Here is a 19149-nt window from a genome sequence, read left to right as displayed (position 1 = left end):
AGAATTGCACCGGTTGAACTTGTAGAGATTCTACCATATTCTTTGGTGAAATCTGCTTTACCGGCACCTGTAGCGTATTGTAGTACTTTTTTAAAATCTTTTAAATCTAATAATGGCATTTTCTGATCATCGCAGTATTTGAATACTACGGATACAATACCTGATTGCGTATCTGATAGGTCAAGAATACGTGACAATAATACAGGACCAAATTCAGAAACCGTTGCTCTTAATTTTACTCCCTCTTGTTCAGATAATGAAAGTATTTCTACAGGAAAACTACTAGCCTCAAAAGGAAAACCAATTTTGGCGTGACGTTCGTCAATTTTTGCGTGACCGGGACTAGGTTGTGCCAATCCACTTAAATCACCTTTTAAATCCATCAGCATTACAGGAATACCTTTGTCAGATAAATTTTCTGCCAATACCTGCAACGTTTTTGTTTTACCTGTACCTGTAGCACCTGCAATAAGTCCGTGTCTGTTTAATGTTTTTAGCGGAATTTTTACAAAAGCATCTTTTACAGCCTCACCATTAAGCATTGCTGCACCCATATTAATATAGTCTCCTTTTGTGGAATATCCTTTTTCTATATGGTCAAAAAAATCTGCGGTACCGGCCATTATTTATATTTTCGATAAAAATAGGGCATTTTTAACCAATCCAAAAGACTAGACTAGCCATAAATATCACTACTTTTTAACATTTGATGTACGAACAGTAGGCGTATGAGCATAGAATTTACCAATGTCTTCTTCTTATAGAATTAATGAACTAAAACGTATCTTTGCCGAATGAAAAATGAGGAGGTACTTGAGAAAGTAAATAAAGGGGTGTATTTACCCTTAATGGAAGAGTTCTACACCATACAGGGAGAAGGCTTTCATAAGGGAACTGCGGCTTACTTTATTCGTGTTGGTGGATGTGACGTTGGTTGCCATTGGTGCGATGTAAAAGAGAGCTGGAATGCAGAAACGCATCCGCCTACAGCTATTGAACAGATTGTTGATAATGCAGCTAAATATTCCGATACTATTGTGATTACCGGTGGTGAGCCATTAATGTGGGATATGAACCCAATTACAAAAGCCTTAAAGGAAAAAGGTTTAAAAACCCATATTGAGACTTCTGGTGCCTATACACTTTCTGGTGATTGGGATTGGATATGTCTTTCACCAAAAAAGAATAAATTACCTGAAGGTCGAATCTATGACGAAGCTCATGAATTAAAGGTGATAGTCTATAACAAACACGATTTAATTTTTGCTGAAGAACAAGCTGTAAAAACCAATTCGAATTGCATTTTATATCTACAACCTGAGTGGAGTGTTCGAGATAAGGTCGTACCTATGATTGTTGATTATGTAATGAACAACCCTAAATGGAAAGTGTCATTGCAGACGCATAAGTATTTGAATATCCCTTAAAATATAGGTTTATTGATTAGCGACCGCCGTTGGCTCGAATATCTAATAAACATTCGGGATCTAAAGGTACTGTGTTAGTAGTTTTTGCAGTATTCTGTTGTAATAAGCTTAGCACGGTATTGCCAGATAATCTACAGCCAGATTTTACGCCGGCCTCATATTGGGCAAGGGAATTTGATAGTAAAGATTTTCTTGAAGAACCACCAAACTGTAATTCAGCTTGCATTAAGCAGCCAGCCTGATTACAATGGTTATCAGGAACTAATTGCCCGTCTTCATTTTCAGATACAGACTGGTGATCGTTGACCATTTCGGTTCCTAAGTCAACTAAACCAAATAAATGTCCAAATTCATGGTTTAGGGTAGTTGTTTCCACGTCTGCTTCACTAATAGAAGAACTTAGACTAGCCAAATCCCTTACGGTTACCTCATGTATAACCATAGAAGTGTTACGGTAAACGGCACCTAATGTTACTAAACCGCCATCAAGGTCATCACCTTCTGCCGGTGCATCTGCAAAATAAATATAGATGGCCAATGTGCTACCCGTATTAAATGCTGTTCTATTAGAAGTTTCTAAATTTGCTATTTCCTGTAGCGAAAGTTCATCTTCTGACGGACTAGTTAATTCCTTATACACCAGTTCAATATCTTCTTTGAACGTATGTTCTTTTAGATATTCCGTAAAATCTGCCATAGCTTCATCAGTAGGTTTAAAACCGCTGACATATGCAATTTCTATTAAAAGTTTGTCGTAAGTGTCGTTTGAAAGTATATCGTTCGCAGAATCTCCGGTAGCTAATAAATTTAAACTTCTATTCACTTCGGTTTGCGAATTGTTTTCGTCAGAATCTGACGAATTTTTGGAACAAGAAATAGCAAACGCTAAGATACCTGTCAGCAATAAACTTTTAAACTTAAACATACTGATTCTTTTGTATAGGAAGAATAACGGAAAAATAAGTGACCTATTACTTCATATGAGTTAATCTGGCTAAATAGTCGTAATGTTCGCCTTCCATTACAAGTTCACATGTTAAATTACTGTAATTAGCCGCTCTTTGTAAAGTATTGTAGTCTACATATAACCATGGAAAAAGTTCACTTTCTTCATTCTTATATTTCATACTAAAGCTTACTTCGCCATAATAATTAACGTTATCAGGAATCCAATACCCACCATCTTCATCATCTTCGAACATGTAAATAATATCGCTGGAATCGAGAAGTATTTGTCCGCCATCTTTTAAGAGTGATTTTAATTTGGTGAAGAATTGTTCCAATCCGTCTAGAGTGCCTGCCAACCCTACGCCGTTCATTAAGATTAAAATAGTATCGAATTTATCACCTTCGTAATTAAGTAGTTCAGAGTGTGCAATGTTTTTTAGTCCGCGTATAGCACTAACTTCAGTAGCGCCTTTAGATGTATCTAGACCAGTAACGGAAAACCCTTTTTCTTGTAAATGAAGACTATGACTACCTGCGCCGCAACCAACATCCAAAACTTCACCTTTGCATAATTGCAAAGCCTTTTGCTCTAGCTCTGGCATATCTTTGAAACTCCTGAACATATAGGGTAGTGGCAAAATATCTTCTTCTTGCAGAGATGAATGTGTGGTGATATCTTCGGTATAGTTTCCGTTTTGATAATCTAAAAGTGCCGTTCCTAAAATGTCCTTGTTCAAAATTCTTGTATTTCTAGTTACAAAAGTCTCGCTTTTTGGTACTACTTCGCTAGTTTTGAAGAATTAATTTCAGACATGGAAGAGGTTTTACGGGATTTGCCTAAAAAGGCACAAGAAAAACATAACGAGAATAAGAAATTCTTTGTGAAGCTAAGAAAGAAGCCGCCAAAGAATCTTGACTATATAATGCAAGACCTTCATGAGGCGGAATTTGAACGTACCGATTGCCTTTCCTGTGCCAATTGTTGTAAAACGACAGGACCACTTTTTACCAATGCAGATGTGGAGCGTATTTCAAAATCGTTTAGAATGAAGCCGCAAAAATTCATTGAAACCTATTTAAGGGTCGATGAAGAAAATGACTATGTGCTGCAACAAACTCCGTGTACTTTTTTAGGAACAGACAATTATTGTTCTATTTATGATGTTCGACCAAAAGCGTGTCGTGAGTTTCCACATACGGATAGAAAAAAATTTCAACAAATTAGTAACCTTACTTTAAAGAATGTAGCTATTTGTCCAGCTGCTTTTAACATTGTGGAGGAGATGAAGAAGTTGATGAAGTAATTAGAATAATAAAGAGAATTTCATATTGCAAGCCCAAAATAAAAATCCAAGAGTAAAATGTTACAAATGCATGAGACCTTCAAGTACTTGTATTTGTGAGCATATTAATACCATTGAGACTAAAACGCGTTTCATTGTTTTAATGCACCCAAAAGAGTATAAAAAAGAAAGGAACGGTACAGGCTACATGACGAATCTTCAACTTGAAAATTCTGAAATAATAGTGGGCGTAGATTTTAGTGATAATACTCGTGTAAATGAATTATTGGACAGTAATGAAAATTCATTTTTACTTTACCCGGGTAAAAACAGTTTTAACCTATCTCAAAGAAGTAGTGCTGAAATGCATAATTTTATAGGTAAAGGTGCAAATATTTTCATTCTCGATGGTACCTGGCCCTGTGCCAGAAAGATGCTTAAATTGAGTAAGAACTTGCAAAAGTTAAATAGGGTTAGTTTTGATAATAGCATAGCATCAAAATTCATCATCAAACAACAACCAGAAGCACTTTGTCTTAGTACCATAGAATCGGTCTATACCGTTTTAAACTTGTTGAATAAAGGAACGATTGAACAATGTGATACGGCGGACTTCCTAGTCCCGTTTGAAAAAATGATTGAACATCAACTTGATTATATGCTAAACCCAAGTAGTAAAAATTATCGCTATGGGGCTAGTTTAGAGATTGCTCCCAAAATCAGGTATAAGACAAATACCGAAAGAAATGTTGTTTTTGAATTAGATTAGCTAATAGTTTTTTATTTACCTCAGATATACTATTCAACCAAAACTTTATTGATGAAACGTACCCTTTATTTTTCTTTATTGATGATTTCCTTATTGGTAACCTATACTTCCGTTGCGCAAGAAAATTTTAGAAATACTGAGGTTGTAAAAACTGTTTTTAATGCCCTGAAAACTCAGAATGAAAAAGAATTTTTAACAATCTTACCTACTAAAAACGAAGTGGAATATTTGATTCCAATTGTTAAAAATGCTCAGCCCAACGAAAATATTCCTTCAGTAGATACCATAATTTCAAACTTTGAGATTAAAGCTATCGAGAATTTTAAAAACATTAGTAAAAGAGGAACCTCTTTCGGGGTATTGTGGAAAGATATAATTTTAGAAAAAGTAAGTTATAAAAGTAACCCTGACCATAACGTACCTGTTGAAAGAGGAAGTATTACTATGGAATGTTCAAGTAACGATAAGAAGTTTCTGATCGTTTTAAAAAAGTCATATAAAATACAAGGTACTTGGCGGGTAATGGACCCAATAAAGTTTACCCTGTTGTAAAATTTTAATTTTTTAATGTCCTTAATTCAAGGATGACATGGTATACGTATCCTGTATTTGTAGCGGGTTAAATCAATAAAACTTTATTATATTACGTAATTAATTACAAAATCATTAGAATTTTGAATATTTTACTGATGATACTATAATTGAGTTGCAGGTTGATTTCTGCAGTTTATAATTTAACTACTTACTTATTTAATGGAACAATTAATAACCTATTTTGAATCGATACCTGCTGCACACCGCTCTTTAATTTTGGTGGGTGGTATTACCTTTTTCTGGATACTGGAAGGTATTGTCCCCTTATTCAATGGTGCTTATAATAAGTGGAAGCATTCCGTACCCAATTTCTTTTTTACCTTGACCACCATAATCGTAAACTTTCCGTTGGCATTCTTTCTTTTGAAAACGTCTGACTGGACGGTTGCCAATGATTTCGGAATTATCAATTGGTTGCCAGAAATGCCATTATGGGCGTATGTGTTTTTAGGTGTTGCCTTGCTTGACCTTATAGGGGCATATTTGGCGCACTTGGTAGAGCACCGTGTAAAACCTTTGTGGATGGTTCATTTGGTGCACCATACGGATCATAATGTAGATACTACCACAGCAAATAGACATCATCCTTTAGAAAGTTTGATCAGGTATATGTTTACCCTTGTTGGGGTTTTTATCGTTGGTGCGCCTATAGGCATTATAATGTTGTACCAAAGTTTATCTGTAGTATTGTCGCAATTTAACCATGCGAACATAAAATTGCCAAAAAGTGTGGACAAAGCAATTAGCTGGGTGTTGATTTCGCCAGATATGCATAAAGTACATCACCACTACGTGTTACCATATACAGATTCTAATTACGGTAATATATTCTCTTGGTGGGATCGCTTGTTCGGTACCTACATGCATTTAGATCGAGAGAAAATTATCTACGGCGTAGACACATTCCCAGATGAGGTGGCCAACGGTCAAATTAGCTCGTTACTGAAATATCCATTTGTTGGGTACAGAAAACCTACAACAGATGGTAGTAACCTAGCAGATGTGGTTAATGAACAACCTTTAGTAAAGTAGATACTTTGCTCTAATTTTCTTGAATTTTTCAATGCCTTCTTGCCAAGTCGCTTTTATTTCGGTATTGGAGGCACCGGCTACAATTTGCTTTTGTAGCTTTTCGTTACCTGCATGTTTTGTGAAACCGCTAGTGATAAAGAATTTACTTTTATCGACCGAATTGGTATAAGCGTCAATAATGTAATCCATAGTAACTTCGTTCATGCGTTCAGACTTAGATAAGTCTTTTCCGTAGCACAATTTACCTTCTTCCTTTGGGTATTTAGAACCAAAATTTGGCTCGGGAGTATAGGTAAAATCATACACGTGGGGATCTAAAAATGAAGCTCCGTAACGTTGAAACTGAAATTCCGTTCCGCGACCTGCATTGATATTGGTGCCTTCAAACATTCCTAAACTTGGGTATAGACTAATGGAAGTATCATTAGGTAAATTTGGAGAAGGGCGTATTGGTAGACTGTAAAACATATCATGCGTCCAGTTTTCTAAAGAGACTACGGTTAAATCTGCTTTTTTTTCACCTTCTAGCCATAGTTCATCATTGATCATGTTGGCATATTCACCAATGGTCATTCCGTAAACTAAGGGTATTTCGGTCATTCCTAAAAAAGAAGTGTGTGCTGCTTCCATGGTGGGTCCGTCAACGTAGTGTCCGTTTGGGTTTGGTCTATCTAGCACTATAACAGGAATTCCTTTTTCGGCGCAAGCTTCCATCACCAATTGCATAGTAGAAATATAGGTGTAAAAACGAGCCCCCACATCTTGTATATCAAACAATACTACATCTAAACCATCCAATTGTTTTTGACTTGGTTTTCTGTTTTTACCATGTAGCGATATCAAATCTAATCCCGTTTTTACATCCGTGCTGTTTTTTACATGTTCACCCGCATCAAAATTTCCTCTAAATCCGTGCTCTGGTGCAAATACGTGTTTAATGTCTACGTCCAATGATAATAATGAATCTACCAAATGAGTATGACCTTCAGGTTTAAAAATGACACTTGTTTGGTTGGCGACTATAGCTATTTTCTTTCCTTTTAAAAGCGGTAAATAGGCTTCTGTTCGGTTAGCGGCTACTATAATTTCTTTTACTTCTTGTTCTATTTCAAGTTCTTTAGTTGGGGTTGTGGCAATAGCATCTGCTTTGGTGTCGTTTCCGCAGGTTGCCAATACCAAAAACCATAATAAAACTGTACTTTTGAAATTGGATAAAAATAACATCATTTGAATCTAGAATATTTTATCGCCAAACGGCTTATAAAGGGTAAGGAGCATAAAATTAGTATATCCGCACCAATAATAAAAATAGCCATTGCAGCAATTGCAATAGGTGTGATTATGATGTTGATTGCCATAGCCACCGGTTTAGGCTTAAAAGAAAAAATACGTGAGAAAATAACTGCTTTCAACGGTCACGTTCAAATCTATAATTACGATAACAATAATTCTGAGGTTTCTGTTGTGCCTGTGAGTACGAACCAAGAGTTTTATCCCGACTTTAAAATGGTGGATGGCATTGTGCATATACAAGCTGTAGCGACTAAGGCAGGTATTATACGAACCGAAGAAACTTTTGAGGGTATTATTGCCAAAGGTGTGGGCAAAGAATATAATTGGGATTCGTTTAATGAGTTTTTAATTGACGGCGTTTTACCCGATTACTCTGGTGAGTTGAATTCTGATGTGCTTATTTCTAGAATTATGGCAGATCGTCTGAACTTAAAAGTAGGCGATTCATTTTTTACCTTTTTCTTGCGGGATGATGCGGCTGATAAAATACCCAATCAAAGAAAATTTACTATCACCGGTATTTACGATAGCGGATTTGAGGAAATTGACGGACTCTATATATTCACTGATATACGGCATATTCAACGTATGAATAAATGGGAAGATACCGAAGTAGGTAATTTTGAAATCTTTCTAAATAGTTTTGATGATATTGATCAAAAAGCGAATGAGATTTACGGAGAGACGGTTGCCAGTTTAGATACTAAAACTATAAAAGATAAATATTACAAAATCTTTGAGTGGATTGGTTTGTTCGATTTTAATATTGCCCTTATTATTGGTATCATGGTCATTGTTGGCGGTATTAATATGATTACGGCGTTACTCGTTTTAATTTTAGAACGTACGCCAATGATTGGTATTTTAAAGGCATTGGGTAGTACTAATTGGAGTATTAGAAAAGTATTTTTATACAACGCCGCTTACCTTATTGCTGTCGGTTTGTTCTGGGGAAACCTTATTGGTTTGGGTGTTATATTTATTCAAGATAAGTTCAGGGTATTCAAATTTCCAAACCCTAAAGAGTACTACATTGAATACATACCCGTAAGTATCGATTTGTGGACTATACTTCTTTTAAATGCAGGGGTGTTGTTGCTGTGTTTATTGATGCTGTTAATTCCGTCATATATTATTACGAAAATAACACCTGTAAAAGCTATAAGGTTCGAGTAGTTCAATTTTCTAGACCTTATTACATAATTAATCTTTGTTTAGACCCCTTTTTGGTAAATTTGATGTAAAACAGACCACATGCATCACAAACTACTACTTGCCTTTATTGCTGTGTTTTTATTGACGAATGTCAATGCACAGAAACTTTCAAAAACCGAGAAAAAGGTTGTAAAATCTATTGAGCAAAATAATGCTGAAGCAATTTCATTTCTTGAAAAAGTTGTGAATATCAATAGCGGAACGCTAAACCTTAAAGGTGTAGAAAAGGTTGGTAAGGAATTTGCCACAGCTTTTGAGGATATTGGTTTTGAAAGCACATGGATTCCTATGCCCGAAGAAATGAATAGAGCGGGACATCTATTTGCAGAAATTAAAGGAACAAAAGGAAAAAAGTTATTGTTAATAGGTCATTTAGATACGGTTTTTGAAGAGGATAGTCCATTTCAGACTTTTAAAATGGTCAATGATTCTATAGCACATGCGCCAGGCGGTAATGATATGAAAGGTGGTGATGTCATTGTGTTGTATGCATTGAAAGCGTTACAGCAGAACGGTTTGCTAGACGATGCTCAAATAATTGTTGCCTATACGGGAGATGAAGAAAGTTCCGGTAGTCCGTTATCAAAAAGTAGATATGATTTAATCGAAGCTGCAAAACGTAGCGATATCGGTTTGGGTTTTGAGAACTCTACAGGGTTTAATTATGCCACTGTTGCCCGCAGAGGTTCTTCTGATTGGAAGGTTGAGGTAGAAGGTAAGAGAGCACATTCATCTGGTATATTCAGTGAAAACACTGGTGCAGGTGCCATTTTTGAAATGTCAAGAATTTTAAACGGATTTTATACAAATGTAAAGGGAGAAGATTTATTGACCTTTAATCCTGGTACTTTAGTTGGTGGTACTTTTGTAGAGTTTGATGAAATAACCAGTAAGGGAAGTGTGTTTGGTAAGACCAATGTTGTAGCCCAGAAAGCCGAGGTTCGTGGCGGATTACGTTTTATATCAGAAGAACAAAAAGAACGTGCCAGTGATAATATGAGAGCCATAGTTGCAGATAATTTACCGCACACCTCTGCTACAGTAACCTTTAGGGATAGTTACCCTGCCATGCAACCTACGGAAGGGAACAAGGCATTATTGACCAAACTGAACAAGGTGAGTTTAGATTTAAAGCAAGGCGAAGTTTTGGCATATGACCCAGGTAAGAGAGGTGCGGCAGATACTTCTTTTGTGGCGGAATATGTAGATTGTTTAGATGGTTTAGGAACTATGGGTACCGGTGCTCATACACCAGATGAAACAGTAAATCTTAATACCATTGAAGCTTTAACGAAAAGAACGGCATTATTAATTTATAGATTGATAAATGAGTAATATAACAATATTAAAAGCAGGAGATCAACAAGTAAAAATCGAGGTTGGGGAGCTAGTAAGCTACCAAGTTTCTGGTCATGAGTATATGCACCAAAAAGGGAACCCTGGTTGGCGTAGTGTAGACACGGAAATGTTTCCGCTTATTGGACCAACCAACGAAGCAGATTTTAAAGTGCACACACCTAAAGGATTCGCCACACAAGACCAACATGGACTATTACGTGAAATGAAGTATAGCTTATTGGAACATACAGATAGTAAAGCTGTATTTTCTAAAAAATACACGGCAAATACCTCAGTTTTAAATTCTAAGTTTCCGGCGAAATCAACGGCAGAGAAACTAAGTTGGCCCTATGATTTTGAGTTTGTAAAGACGTTTGAATTGGTTGATGGTTCATTAGCGGTAAACTTTTCAATCACAGGAGAGGAAGGTATGCCGTTTATGTTAGGGTATCACCCGGCATTTATGCTGCATTCTAAAAATGCTATCATTGCTACAGCAGAACAAAATATTACCATACCAGAAGTTATGGAAGTTGGTAGTAGGGCATTGCAAGTGCCAAATACAGATGTTATTACTTTAAAAGATGAAAAATCATTACAGATTTCTTCTGAAGGGTTTAGTCATTTTATGTTGTGGACAGAAGTACCAAATATGGTATGTATAGAACCAATTACTTTTTATCCATATGCTGTGGCTCAAGAAAACCTGGCAGAAGGCTTTATGGTTTTAAAGAATGAACCTGCAATTTTTAAAGTAGTACTAAAACCTTTATAAAGTAAATTCATCGCTAAAATATAGTGTATGTGTTATGATGTAAAAACCAGTTTAGAGGCGCAACTAAAAAGAGCAAAGAAAAGCCAAGATTTAAAGGCAATTGAAGAGATTGTTGAAAAATTGGGTTCTTTAACCGATTTGCCGCTTCATCATGCATCTGGTTTTTCACATCCTGAGGTTTTGGTGTATACCAATGAAGATCCATTTTATCCCATAGTAGCTACTTGGGGGTTGATACCGCACTGGGTAAATAACGTTGAACAACAAAAGAAAATTTGGAACAGCACCTTGAATGCTAGGGTAGAAACCATTTTTGATATACCCGCATTTAGAGATGCCGCTAATGAGAAACGTTGCATATTTTATGTAGACGGATTTTATGAGCATCATCACTTTGATAATAACACTTATCCGTTTTTTATCCAACGAAAAAATAATGAACCATTAGCGCTGGCTGCGCTTTGGTCTAAATGGGTACACCCTGAACATGGTGGTATAATCAATTCTTTTTCAATAGTGACCACCGTGGGTAATGGTATGATGGCTAAAATTCATAATAACCCAAAATTGAAAGAACCACGTATGCCCTTAATGCTTTCTGAAGATATGGAAGAGCAATGGCTTTCATCACATGCAGATTTTGAAAAAGAATTGACCGCACTGCTGAATACAGATAACAATCTAGAATTACAAGCGCACACAGTGGGCAAACTACGCGGTAAAAACTATGCTGGTAATATCGCTTCAATTTCAGAAGAAGTAGTGTACACAGAATTGAAAACAGAAGAATTTAATTTCTAGGCTATGGCATATAGTGAGTATTTGGCAGATAGGGTTAGACCTCGCTTAAAAGGAAAAGCGGAATTAGAGGAGAAGAAAATGATGGGTGGTCTTATATTTATGGCTAATGGAAAAATGTGTTTGGGTATAATGTTCGATAAAAAAAGTGAAGAAGATAAGTTGATGGTGCGTGTTGGTAAATTGAATTATGAAGAACTCTTAAATAAACCGGGTAGCAGACCAATGGATTTTACGGGAAAGCCTTTGCGAGGTTTTCTATTTGTTGGTCCTGACGGATTTGATGCGGAAGATGACCTTGATTTTTGGGTAGCGAAAGCTTTGGAGTTCAATAGACTTTTAAATGCATAAAGGAACTATCTTAGAATCTGCTTTCCGTACCCTAAAGAATGATTAAATTTACAGCGTGAAAAACATATTCCCTTTTTTGGAATGGGTTTCTACCTATAAAAAAGCTTACTTCATAAAAGATTTGTTGGCCGGTCTTACCGTGGGTATCGTATTGGTGCCACAAGGTATGGCGTATGCTATGATCGCTGGTCTTCCGCCGGTTCACGGTTTGTATGCTTCGCTTTTACCAATACTTACCTATGCATTTTTAGGAACATCACGTAAAATAGCCGTGGGTCCTGTTGCTATGGATTCGCTATTGGTAGCCGTGGGTCTTGGTACGCTGGCAATTACAGGAGTGGAGAACTACATTGCAATGGTTGTTTTGCTCACTTTAATGGTTGGGGCTATTCAGTTTATTCTAGGCGTGCTTCGCATGGGTTTTTTAGTCAATTTTCTTTCTAAACCTGTAATTAGTGGGTTTACCTCTGCCGCAGCGATAATTATTGTACTAAGTCAGCTCAAACATTTGTTAGGTGTTTCCGTTGCCGGAAGCAATAAAATTTACGAAACCATATTTAATATTTTTTACAAACTAGGTGAAATCAATTGGGTAGATTTTAGTATTGGTTTGGTAGGTATAGGGTTGTTGTTGGGCTTTAAAAAATGGAGTAAAAACATTCCTGGAATTTTAATAATAGTAGTGTTAGGTATATTGGCTGTATATCTATTTCACCTAGATGTTTATGGTATAAAATTAGTGGGTGAAGTTTCTAGCGGATTTCCATCTTTTGTAATGCCAATATTAGATGTAATAGATATGGAGAAATTGGCGCCTATTGCAATTGCCCTGGCTTTGGTTGGGTATTTAGAAGCTATTTCTATTGGTAAGGCCATAGAAGATAAAACTGGTGAAGATACTATAGATGCAAATCAAGAATTAATAGCTATTGGGTCGTCGAACATTGTAGGGTCATTTTTTCAAGGTTATCCGGTGACGGCAAGTTTTTCTAGATCGGCAATCAGTTATGAAGCTGGTACTAAAACTAATTTATCGGCTATTTTTAGCGTTGTTCTTGTGGTATTGACCTTATTGTTTTTGACACCGTTGTTTCAGTATTTGCCCAATGCTATTTTGGCGAGTATCATTATGGTCTCCGTTGTAAAACTTATAGATATATCCTACTTCAAACATTTATGGCTAAACCGTAAAGACGAGTTTTTTGTCATGTTGATAACCTTTGTAATCACTTTGTTTGTAGGTGTAACCCAAGGTATTCTAATAGGTGTTTTATGTTCTTTGCTATTAATGGTGTATAGAACATCTAAACCACATTTTGTAGAGATAGGTAATATTGGTAATTCTGATTATTATAAGAATGTTGTTCGTTTTGCAGATGAGGTGGTAGTGCGTAATGATCTTTTAATTGTCAGATTTGATTCACAATTGTATTTTGGTAATTCCGCTTATTTTAAAAAGCAGTTATTAAAGCATATAAAGGCAAAAGGACCCCAATTAAAAGGTATTATACTGAATGCGGAATCTATTAATTATATAGATGCTACCGCAGCAGATATGTTAACTAAACTAATACATGATATTCGAGAAAGAGGACTTCAGTTTTTTATAGCGGGAGCAATTGGACCAACGCGAGATATCATTTTCAATACCGGAATTATTAAAGAACTGCAGCGAGAATTTTTATTCGTGAAAACAAAAGAAGCGGTTAATTTCTTTGATGATCCCAATGAGATTTCATTATTGGCTGCAAAAATAGCCTATGAAAATAGTAGAATGGCTAACGCTAAAAGAAGCTTAAATTAAATAAATCTCGTATCTTAAAAGAGAAGAGGTTTTGAACTTTAAAATAGTAACGTATGAATATAGAACAGATATATACAGGTTGTTTGGCTCAAGGAGCATATTATATAGAGAGTGATGGTGAAGTGGCAATAATTGACCCGCTGAGAGAGGTGAGTCCGTATGTGAAAAGAGCAGAGAATGACAATGCTAAGATCAAGTATATATTTGAAACCCATTTTCATGCAGATTTTGTTAGTGGGCATGTAACTTTATCTAAAGAAACCGGTGCGCCCATTATTTATGGACCAACCGCTAATCCTACTTTTGATGCTATCATAGCCGAAGACGGTCAAGAATTTAAACTAGGGAAGATAATTTTTAAAGTACTTCATACACCAGGTCATACTATGGAAAGTACCACATATCTTTTAAAGGATGAAAATGGCAAAGATTATGCAATTTTCTCTGGAGACACCTTGTTTTTAGGTGATGTAGGTAGACCGGATCTTGCACAGAAATCTGCCGATATGACTCAAGAACAATTGGCAGGTACGTTGTTTGATAGCTTACGAACCAAAATTATGCCTTTAGCAGATGATATTACCGTATACCCAGCACATGGTGCGGGTTCTGCATGTGGTAAGAATATGATGAAAGAGACGGTTGACACTTTAGGCAATCAGAAAAAGATGAACTATGCCTTAAGGGCTGATATGACCAAGGAAGAGTTTGTTAAAGAAGTAACGGACGGGTTGTTACCGCCACCAAAATATTTTCCTTTGAACGTAAAAATGAACAAAGAGGGATATGAAGATATTGATGCCGTTTTAAATCGTGGTAATGTTGCGCTATCTCCAGATGAATTTGAAAAAGCGGCAAATGATACCGAAGCTTTGGTATTGGATGTAAGACATCAAGATGAATTTGTAAAAGGTCATATACCAAGGTCAATATTTATAGGGCTTAATGGTGATTTTGCTCCGTGGGTGGGAGATTTAATTGCAGATACCAAACAACCTTTATTATTGGTAATACCAGAAGGTAAAGAAGAAGAGGCTATCACCAGATTGTCTCGTGTAGGTTTCGATGCCGCCATTGGATATTTAAAGGGTGGAATTGATGCTTGGAAAGATGCTGGGAAGGAGATAGACCAAATAACTTCTATTACCTCTTCTGAAGCCAAAGCTCTTATAGATAAAGGTGATATTGGTGTTTTTGACGTTCGTAAAGATGGGGAATACCAAAGTGAGCATTTAGTTGGTGCTGTACATACTCCGTTAAGTGAGCTGAACAAGCATTTGTCAGAATTTCCTGAAAAAGGAGAATTCTTAGTACATTGTGCAGGTGGGTACCGTTCTGTAATAGCATCTTCAATATTGAAGAGTAGAGGAATTCACAACCTAATTGATGTTAAAGGTGGATACGGAGCACTTAAAAACGAAGATTTAGAGAAGACAGATTATGTTTGTCCTACAACCCTATAATCGTTTAAGATTATAGGGCATAAACGGCATTAGGATGATTTCTTATATAGCTTTCAACAATACGCTGGGTTTCCAGCGTATTTTTTTGTGGTGTTATGAACATTTCAAGATCTTCAAATTGTGCTATGGCTATATCCGCAGGAGCAAAGCCGTAACCGGCATAATTGTTTTCTCTGATAACCACAAATCCGTTTTCATCTAAAGTTCTGCCATTGGTTTTTATGACCAAGGTTGAAGCAACATCTTTAATACTTTGCAAAGCTTCTTGAACACGTTGGTTATAATTTTCTACCATTTCTAGGTCAGAGCAAATACCAATGCACTGTTTAATTTTGTAATGAGAACACACAGCTACGTTTTCCTGAAGATGGCAATATTTTGGGCAAAGCTCAAAAGTGCTGCAAAGGGTTTCTAAATACTGTCTGGCTTCTGTAGGACTATAACAAATAGCAACCGGATTAGGAGTCATCTTAATTTTATTGAATGCAAGATGTATAATGCCGTTTCGGTCTTCATAGGTGAAAACACCATATTTCTGAATGGATCTTTTTTGAGCACTGTTGTATTTAGGGTAGTGGTGTTTAATTTCTGCAGATTCCTTTAGTAAAGCAATAAGCTCGTTGCCGGTTTCATTAAAATCTAAAGATGCAGTTTCGGCACATAAAGTTATCTCCTTTGTTTTTTTATCATAGAAATGGCTTAACACTCTTTTTTTAATGTTCTTAGCTTTACCAACATATATAATCTTACCCTTTTGATCTTTAAAATAATACACTCCTGCAGTGGTAGGGAGTTTAAGATATTCTTCTTTTGGTAGTCCAGGAGGTAAAGTTGCTTCTTGAGATTTTGAATTCAAGAATTGTTTAAAAACAGAATCGGCATTTTCTGCTCTAAGTAATTTATGGAATAAAAGAACTGTTGCGTGTGCATCACCTCTTGCTCGGTGTCTGTCAGTTAAAGGAATGCCTAATGCTGCGGTTAATTTACCTAAGCTGTAAGAGTTGTAGCCAGGTAATAATTTTCTTGACAAACGAACCGTACATAATTTCTTTCTAGAGAAGTCATGACTTAATAGTTTAAACTCGTTTTTTATGACATTGTAGTCAAAATTGACGCTATGGGCTACAAAAATAGTGTCTTTGGTAATCTCTACTATTTGTGGAATTATTTCTTCTAATAATGGAGCATTTCTTACCATGTCATTATCAATGCCGGTAAGTCCGGTAATAAAAGAGGGTATCTCACATTCAGGATTTACCAGAGATGTAAATTCATCTACAACCTCATGTCCGTCATATTTAAATATTGAAATTTCGGTAATGCGATTGCCCTTTATACCGTTTCCGGTAGTTTCTATGTCAATTATCGTATACAAATAGCGAAGAATTTTTAGTACTACAAAGTTACTAGAAAATGCTACAATATGATTGTATTGTATTTGGGTTTGATATTTGAATAATAAAGGATGCCTTGTTAGCTATTTAGGCCAATGAAATTAGAAGATAAAAAGTGATTACCTTTTTTTTAATTAAAAAAAGAGAATTAGGATATGCCGCTGATTGATATAATGTGATATATCTTACTAGAATAAAGTAAAGTTAAATTCACCGGTTTACTGAAACCGGACATAAACTTTTATAATAGAAAGTGTACTTTATTTACTTTGAGTGCTACTAACGTTGTTACTTACGGTTATTCCAAAATTAGTGTTTTCAGAATCATTGTTAGTTATTTTTTCAACGTTATCTCTTACTACGAACTCTGAAACAAGGTCATAGTCTTTCCCACAAGAGGATAAACTTAAAAGAAATACAATGGCTGCTACAGGGACGAAAAAGGCTTTGGTAGGGAAAAATTTCATGTAAATGGTGGTAGTTTTTATCTCGCTATTTTATTAGCGCATTCCGAAAATATTTAAACTTTATTCATTAACGACGAAAAGTTGGTTTTATTCGATGAAATGCACATAAATGTTATTAACACCCTCTGTTAATAACAAAATGAGGATTGTTTATTAGTGTATTCACTAATATTGTAAGTGATTTTTTTATAAAAAAAAGAAAAATTAAGTCCTTCATATACCTTTTCTCTTTCTTTTTTATGATTAAAGTCATTAATTAGTGTCACAAGTTTGCTTAGTATCTTGATTGCTGGCTTTTCATGATAAGAACTTAAATGGTTAAGTATTAATATAATTACCGAGTCGGTCAAATACAAATTTGTAATACAGTACATCATCTATCTTTCTCTTTAATTTTAAACTATTTCTTATTTCTTTAATGCATCTAATTATGTTATTGAATACGGTTAACTATTCTTTGTTTTGAAAGTGAATTATAGTAAAATGGTAGAAAGTAAAATTTCGGGTAGATTTTTAAATGCTTTTTATTTCTTTTTCAAGAATAAAAAAATGCAGGAATTTAAAGTTAGCTTGATGTTTACATAAACTTGAATATAATTAATCAATGCATCTTTGCAGCGAGTTTAGAATAAGTTTGAGTTAGTTGAACAACCGATGCATCTTCATAATGTGTCGGTTTTTTTATGCACTAATTTTTATTTTAATTTAAAATACGACAATCTTGAATTATTGATATTTAAAAATGAAGCTATTGTTTTTATTGATTTCATACTTCTGTGTAAATTCTAGCTTATTAAATATGTAAAGGACATATGCTTTCATAATTAATCTTAGCTTTAAGGTGAATGTTAGTAATTAGAATCATAAATCATATTTAAATGAAGATTACCGAAGAGCCAGCCATATCTAAGAAAATTGGAGTTTTTGCTATTTGGGCAATTGGTGTAGGCATGGTTATTTCTGGTGAATCTTTCGGTTGGAATTTAGGTTGGGCCATTACCGGGCCGTTATGGTTTTTTGTTCCTGTGGCAGTTGCAGCATTAATGTATTTTGGTCTAGTGCAAAATTTAATTGAACTGGCATGTGTTTATCCTAATGCTGATGGTCCGCATTCGTATGTAGAAAAAGCTTTTGGTACGAAATGGGGCTATTTTGTAGGACTTGCTATTCTGTTCGAATTTTTATTTGCCACTCCGGCAATTGCCAGTTCTTTAGGTGAATATTTAGGTTTTTTATTAGATGATTTAACAATGTCTCCCTGGATAGCTACACTATTTATATTATTTTTCTCTATCATAAATCTTTTTGAAATGCACGTAGGGGTGCGTCTATTGGTGATTTTGACCTTATTGGCTATTGCAGAATTATTTTTGTATCAAGGTTCGGTCGTTGGCTCTTTTCAAATGGAAAACCTCATGAATTCAGGAGTTGGGTCATTAGATGTTGATAGCTTTGTTCAGGCTATTCCGTATGCAATTTGGTTGTTTTTGGCCATTGAAGGAATATCCCTTATGACTAAGTCAATAGATAGAAAGGGGTTTAGAAAAACAATCACCAAAGGGTATAATCTAGCTTTTTTTACCTTATTGACTTTAGCTCTCTTAGTACTGTTTCTTGCTGCTGGAGGTATAGATTGGACATTGCCAGAGAGTATGGATATATTGAATGAAAATCACCCCATGCCGGCATCTATGGCATTGATATTGGGTAAAGAGCATTTTTTAGTGCAACTATTTACATTTATTGGTTTATTTGGACTCATAGCATCCTTACAGGGAATTGCTTTTGCAGCTACTACACAGCTAGAACCTTTGTTACCAGATTTAAAAATTAAAGGAATTTCTAAGAGAGCCGTTGCTTCGGCGTTAGTTTTTATCATTAGCCTTGTTGCTATTTGGAGTAGCCAAACTGGGTTTTTAATTGAGTTGTCGGTTTTTGGAGCGGTATGTATGTATTTAGCAGTTAGTGCATCCTTATTGGTGTTAAGAAAAAAGAATGCTTCTGTGTCGTCATCGGTACCTGGGTTAGATTTGTATCGGCATGCCGATTTTAATGCATTATTTTCAACCGTTAGTGCTATGACCGCGGTCGTAATTTCCTTAATTTGTGTACTGGCTTTTGCATACCTTCAATTTACGGCCTTCATCATTTTTATTGCTTGTAGCTTGGCGTATGTATTTTTAATCCGGAAAAAGTAG

The 19149-nt window shown here is 35.5% G+C and carries 19 protein-coding genes; 13 read left to right on the top strand and 6 right to left on the bottom strand.

The annotated features are described in order from the left end of the window. Positions 1-623 (bottom strand): helicase HerA-like domain-containing protein (locus ABJI11_RS15950; protein WP_348354381.1); only part of this gene is annotated, 623 nt, incomplete at its 3' end. 171 nt (positions 624-794) lie between these two features. On the opposite strand from ABJI11_RS15950, the gene ABJI11_RS15945 reads away from it, so the two are divergent. After that, positions 795-1427 (top strand): 7-carboxy-7-deazaguanine synthase QueE, encoded by a 633-nt coding sequence (locus tag ABJI11_RS15945; protein WP_348354378.1) that lies wholly within the window; start codon positions 795-797, stop codon positions 1425-1427. Positions 1428-1443: 16 nt separating this feature from the next. On the opposite strand, the gene ABJI11_RS15940 is transcribed toward ABJI11_RS15945, so the two are convergent. Together ABJI11_RS15940 and ABJI11_RS15935 are read right to left on the bottom strand one after the other, a co-directional pair. Further along, the gene (locus ABJI11_RS15940; protein WP_348354375.1) at positions 1444-2352 is read right to left on the bottom strand and encodes a hypothetical protein; all 909 of its coding nucleotides are present in this window, start codon (positions 2350-2352) and stop codon (positions 1444-1446) included. A 46-nt stretch (positions 2353-2398) separates the two neighbouring features. Further along, positions 2399-3112, bottom strand: a complete 714-nt coding sequence (locus ABJI11_RS15935) for a class I SAM-dependent methyltransferase (RefSeq protein ID WP_348354372.1) — start codon at positions 3110-3112, stop codon at positions 2399-2401. A gap of 75 nt (positions 3113-3187) precedes the next feature. Here ABJI11_RS15935 and ABJI11_RS15930 point away from each other — a divergent pair, with 75 nt between their 5' ends. The 4 genes from ABJI11_RS15930 (at position 3188) to ABJI11_RS15915 (ending at position 6053) form a co-directional block, all read left to right on the top strand. Continuing rightward, complete coding sequence (locus ABJI11_RS15930; RefSeq protein ID WP_348354369.1) at positions 3188-3679, top strand: YkgJ family cysteine cluster protein; 492 nt, start codon at positions 3188-3190, stop codon at positions 3677-3679. A gap of 25 nt (positions 3680-3704) precedes the next feature. Then, on the top strand, positions 3705-4427 hold the full coding sequence (locus tag ABJI11_RS15925) for a tRNA-uridine aminocarboxypropyltransferase (protein ID WP_348354366.1): 723 nt from the start codon (positions 3705-3707) through the stop codon (positions 4425-4427). Positions 4428-4478: 51 nt separating this feature from the next. Further along, on the top strand, positions 4479-4979 hold the full coding sequence (locus ABJI11_RS15920) for a hypothetical protein (RefSeq protein WP_348354363.1): 501 nt from the start codon (positions 4479-4481) through the stop codon (positions 4977-4979). A 201-nt stretch (positions 4980-5180) separates the two neighbouring features. Next, positions 5181-6053 (top strand): sterol desaturase family protein, encoded by an 873-nt coding sequence (locus ABJI11_RS15915; RefSeq protein WP_348354360.1) that lies wholly within the window; start codon positions 5181-5183, stop codon positions 6051-6053. Here the strand turns inward: ABJI11_RS15915 and ABJI11_RS15910 are convergent. Continuing rightward, positions 6042-7277, bottom strand: a complete 1236-nt coding sequence (locus ABJI11_RS15910) for a DUF1343 domain-containing protein (protein ID WP_348354384.1) — start codon at positions 7275-7277, stop codon at positions 6042-6044. The genes ABJI11_RS15915 and ABJI11_RS15910 overlap by 12 nt on opposite strands. Before the next feature lie 3 nt (positions 7278-7280). On the opposite strand from ABJI11_RS15910, the gene ABJI11_RS15905 reads away from it, so the two are divergent. The 7 genes from ABJI11_RS15905 (at position 7281) to ABJI11_RS15875 (ending at position 15090) form a co-directional block, all read left to right on the top strand. Further along, a complete protein-coding gene (locus ABJI11_RS15905) occupies positions 7281-8522 on the top strand; it encodes an FtsX-like permease family protein (RefSeq protein WP_348354357.1) in 1242 nt (413 codons plus the stop codon). A gap of 78 nt (positions 8523-8600) precedes the next feature. Beyond that, the gene (locus ABJI11_RS15900; protein WP_348354355.1) at positions 8601-9896 is read left to right on the top strand and encodes a M20/M25/M40 family metallo-hydrolase; all 1296 of its coding nucleotides are present in this window, start codon (positions 8601-8603) and stop codon (positions 9894-9896) included. Beyond that, on the top strand, positions 9889-10674 hold the full coding sequence (locus tag ABJI11_RS15895) for an aldose 1-epimerase (protein ID WP_348354352.1): 786 nt from the start codon (positions 9889-9891) through the stop codon (positions 10672-10674). Before ABJI11_RS15900 ends, ABJI11_RS15895 begins: the two co-directional genes overlap by 8 nt. Before the next feature lie 27 nt (positions 10675-10701). Continuing rightward, on the top strand, positions 10702-11475 hold the full coding sequence (locus ABJI11_RS15890; protein WP_348354349.1) for an SOS response-associated peptidase: 774 nt from the start codon (positions 10702-10704) through the stop codon (positions 11473-11475). A gap of 3 nt (positions 11476-11478) precedes the next feature. Then, the gene (locus ABJI11_RS15885; RefSeq protein WP_348354346.1) at positions 11479-11823 is read left to right on the top strand and encodes a TfoX/Sxy family protein; all 345 of its coding nucleotides are present in this window, start codon (positions 11479-11481) and stop codon (positions 11821-11823) included. 55 nt (positions 11824-11878) lie between these two features. After that, on the top strand, positions 11879-13627 hold the full coding sequence (gene sulP, locus ABJI11_RS15880) for a sulfate permease (RefSeq protein ID WP_348354343.1): 1749 nt from the start codon (positions 11879-11881) through the stop codon (positions 13625-13627). Positions 13628-13680: 53 nt separating this feature from the next. After that, a complete protein-coding gene (locus ABJI11_RS15875; protein WP_348354340.1) occupies positions 13681-15090 on the top strand; it encodes an MBL fold metallo-hydrolase in 1410 nt (469 codons plus the stop codon). Between the two features lie 10 nt (positions 15091-15100). On the opposite strand, the gene ABJI11_RS15870 is transcribed toward ABJI11_RS15875, so the two are convergent. Both ABJI11_RS15870 and ABJI11_RS15865 read right to left on the bottom strand, forming a co-directional pair. Beyond that, entirely contained in the window at positions 15101-16465 is a 1365-nt protein-coding gene (locus ABJI11_RS15870) for an exonuclease domain-containing protein (RefSeq protein ID WP_348354338.1), read from the bottom strand. A gap of 279 nt (positions 16466-16744) precedes the next feature. Beyond that, positions 16745-16951 carry a hypothetical protein gene (locus tag ABJI11_RS15865; protein ID WP_348354335.1) on the bottom strand — a complete coding sequence of 69 codons (207 nt, stop codon included), beginning with the start codon at positions 16949-16951 and terminating at the stop codon, positions 16745-16747. Between the two features lie 878 nt (positions 16952-17829). Between ABJI11_RS15865 and ABJI11_RS15860 the strand changes: the two genes are divergently transcribed. After that, the gene (locus ABJI11_RS15860; protein ID WP_348354332.1) at positions 17830-19149 is read left to right on the top strand and encodes an amino acid permease; all 1320 of its coding nucleotides are present in this window, start codon (positions 17830-17832) and stop codon (positions 19147-19149) included.

The organism is Maribacter sp., assembly GCF_039968975.1.
Classification (GTDB): Bacteria; Bacteroidota; Bacteroidia; order Flavobacteriales; family Flavobacteriaceae; genus Maribacter.
The sequence above is the reverse complement of the archived record's forward strand: the minus strand, read 5'-3'. Positions and strand labels throughout refer to the sequence as shown.

Coding starts and splice junctions, on each gene's coding strand:
- ABJI11_RS15920 (WP_348354363.1), top strand. CDS start 4,479: ATGAAACGTACCCTTTATTTTTCTTTATTGATGATTTCCTTATTGGTA.
- ABJI11_RS15875 (WP_348354340.1), top strand. CDS start 13,681: ATGAATATAGAACAGATATATACAGGTTGTTTGGCTCAAGGAGCATAT.
- ABJI11_RS15860 (WP_348354332.1), top strand. CDS start 17,830: ATGAAGATTACCGAAGAGCCAGCCATATCTAAGAAAATTGGAGTTTTT.
- ABJI11_RS15895 (WP_348354352.1), top strand. CDS start 9,889: ATGAGTAATATAACAATATTAAAAGCAGGAGATCAACAAGTAAAAATC.
- ABJI11_RS15940 (WP_348354375.1), bottom strand. CDS start 2,352: ATGTTTAAGTTTAAAAGTTTATTGCTGACAGGTATCTTAGCGTTTGCT.
- ABJI11_RS15945 (WP_348354378.1), top strand. CDS start 795: ATGAAAAATGAGGAGGTACTTGAGAAAGTAAATAAAGGGGTGTATTTA.
- ABJI11_RS15890 (WP_348354349.1), top strand. CDS start 10,702: ATGTGTTATGATGTAAAAACCAGTTTAGAGGCGCAACTAAAAAGAGCA.
- ABJI11_RS15900 (WP_348354355.1), top strand. CDS start 8,601: ATGCATCACAAACTACTACTTGCCTTTATTGCTGTGTTTTTATTGACG.
- ABJI11_RS15910 (WP_348354384.1), bottom strand. CDS start 7,277: ATGTTATTTTTATCCAATTTCAAAAGTACAGTTTTATTATGGTTTTTG.
- ABJI11_RS15885 (WP_348354346.1), top strand. CDS start 11,479: ATGGCATATAGTGAGTATTTGGCAGATAGGGTTAGACCTCGCTTAAAA.
- ABJI11_RS15865 (WP_348354335.1), bottom strand. CDS start 16,951: ATGAAATTTTTCCCTACCAAAGCCTTTTTCGTCCCTGTAGCAGCCATT.
- ABJI11_RS15930 (WP_348354369.1), top strand. CDS start 3,188: ATGGAAGAGGTTTTACGGGATTTGCCTAAAAAGGCACAAGAAAAACAT.
- ABJI11_RS15915 (WP_348354360.1), top strand. CDS start 5,181: ATGGAACAATTAATAACCTATTTTGAATCGATACCTGCTGCACACCGC.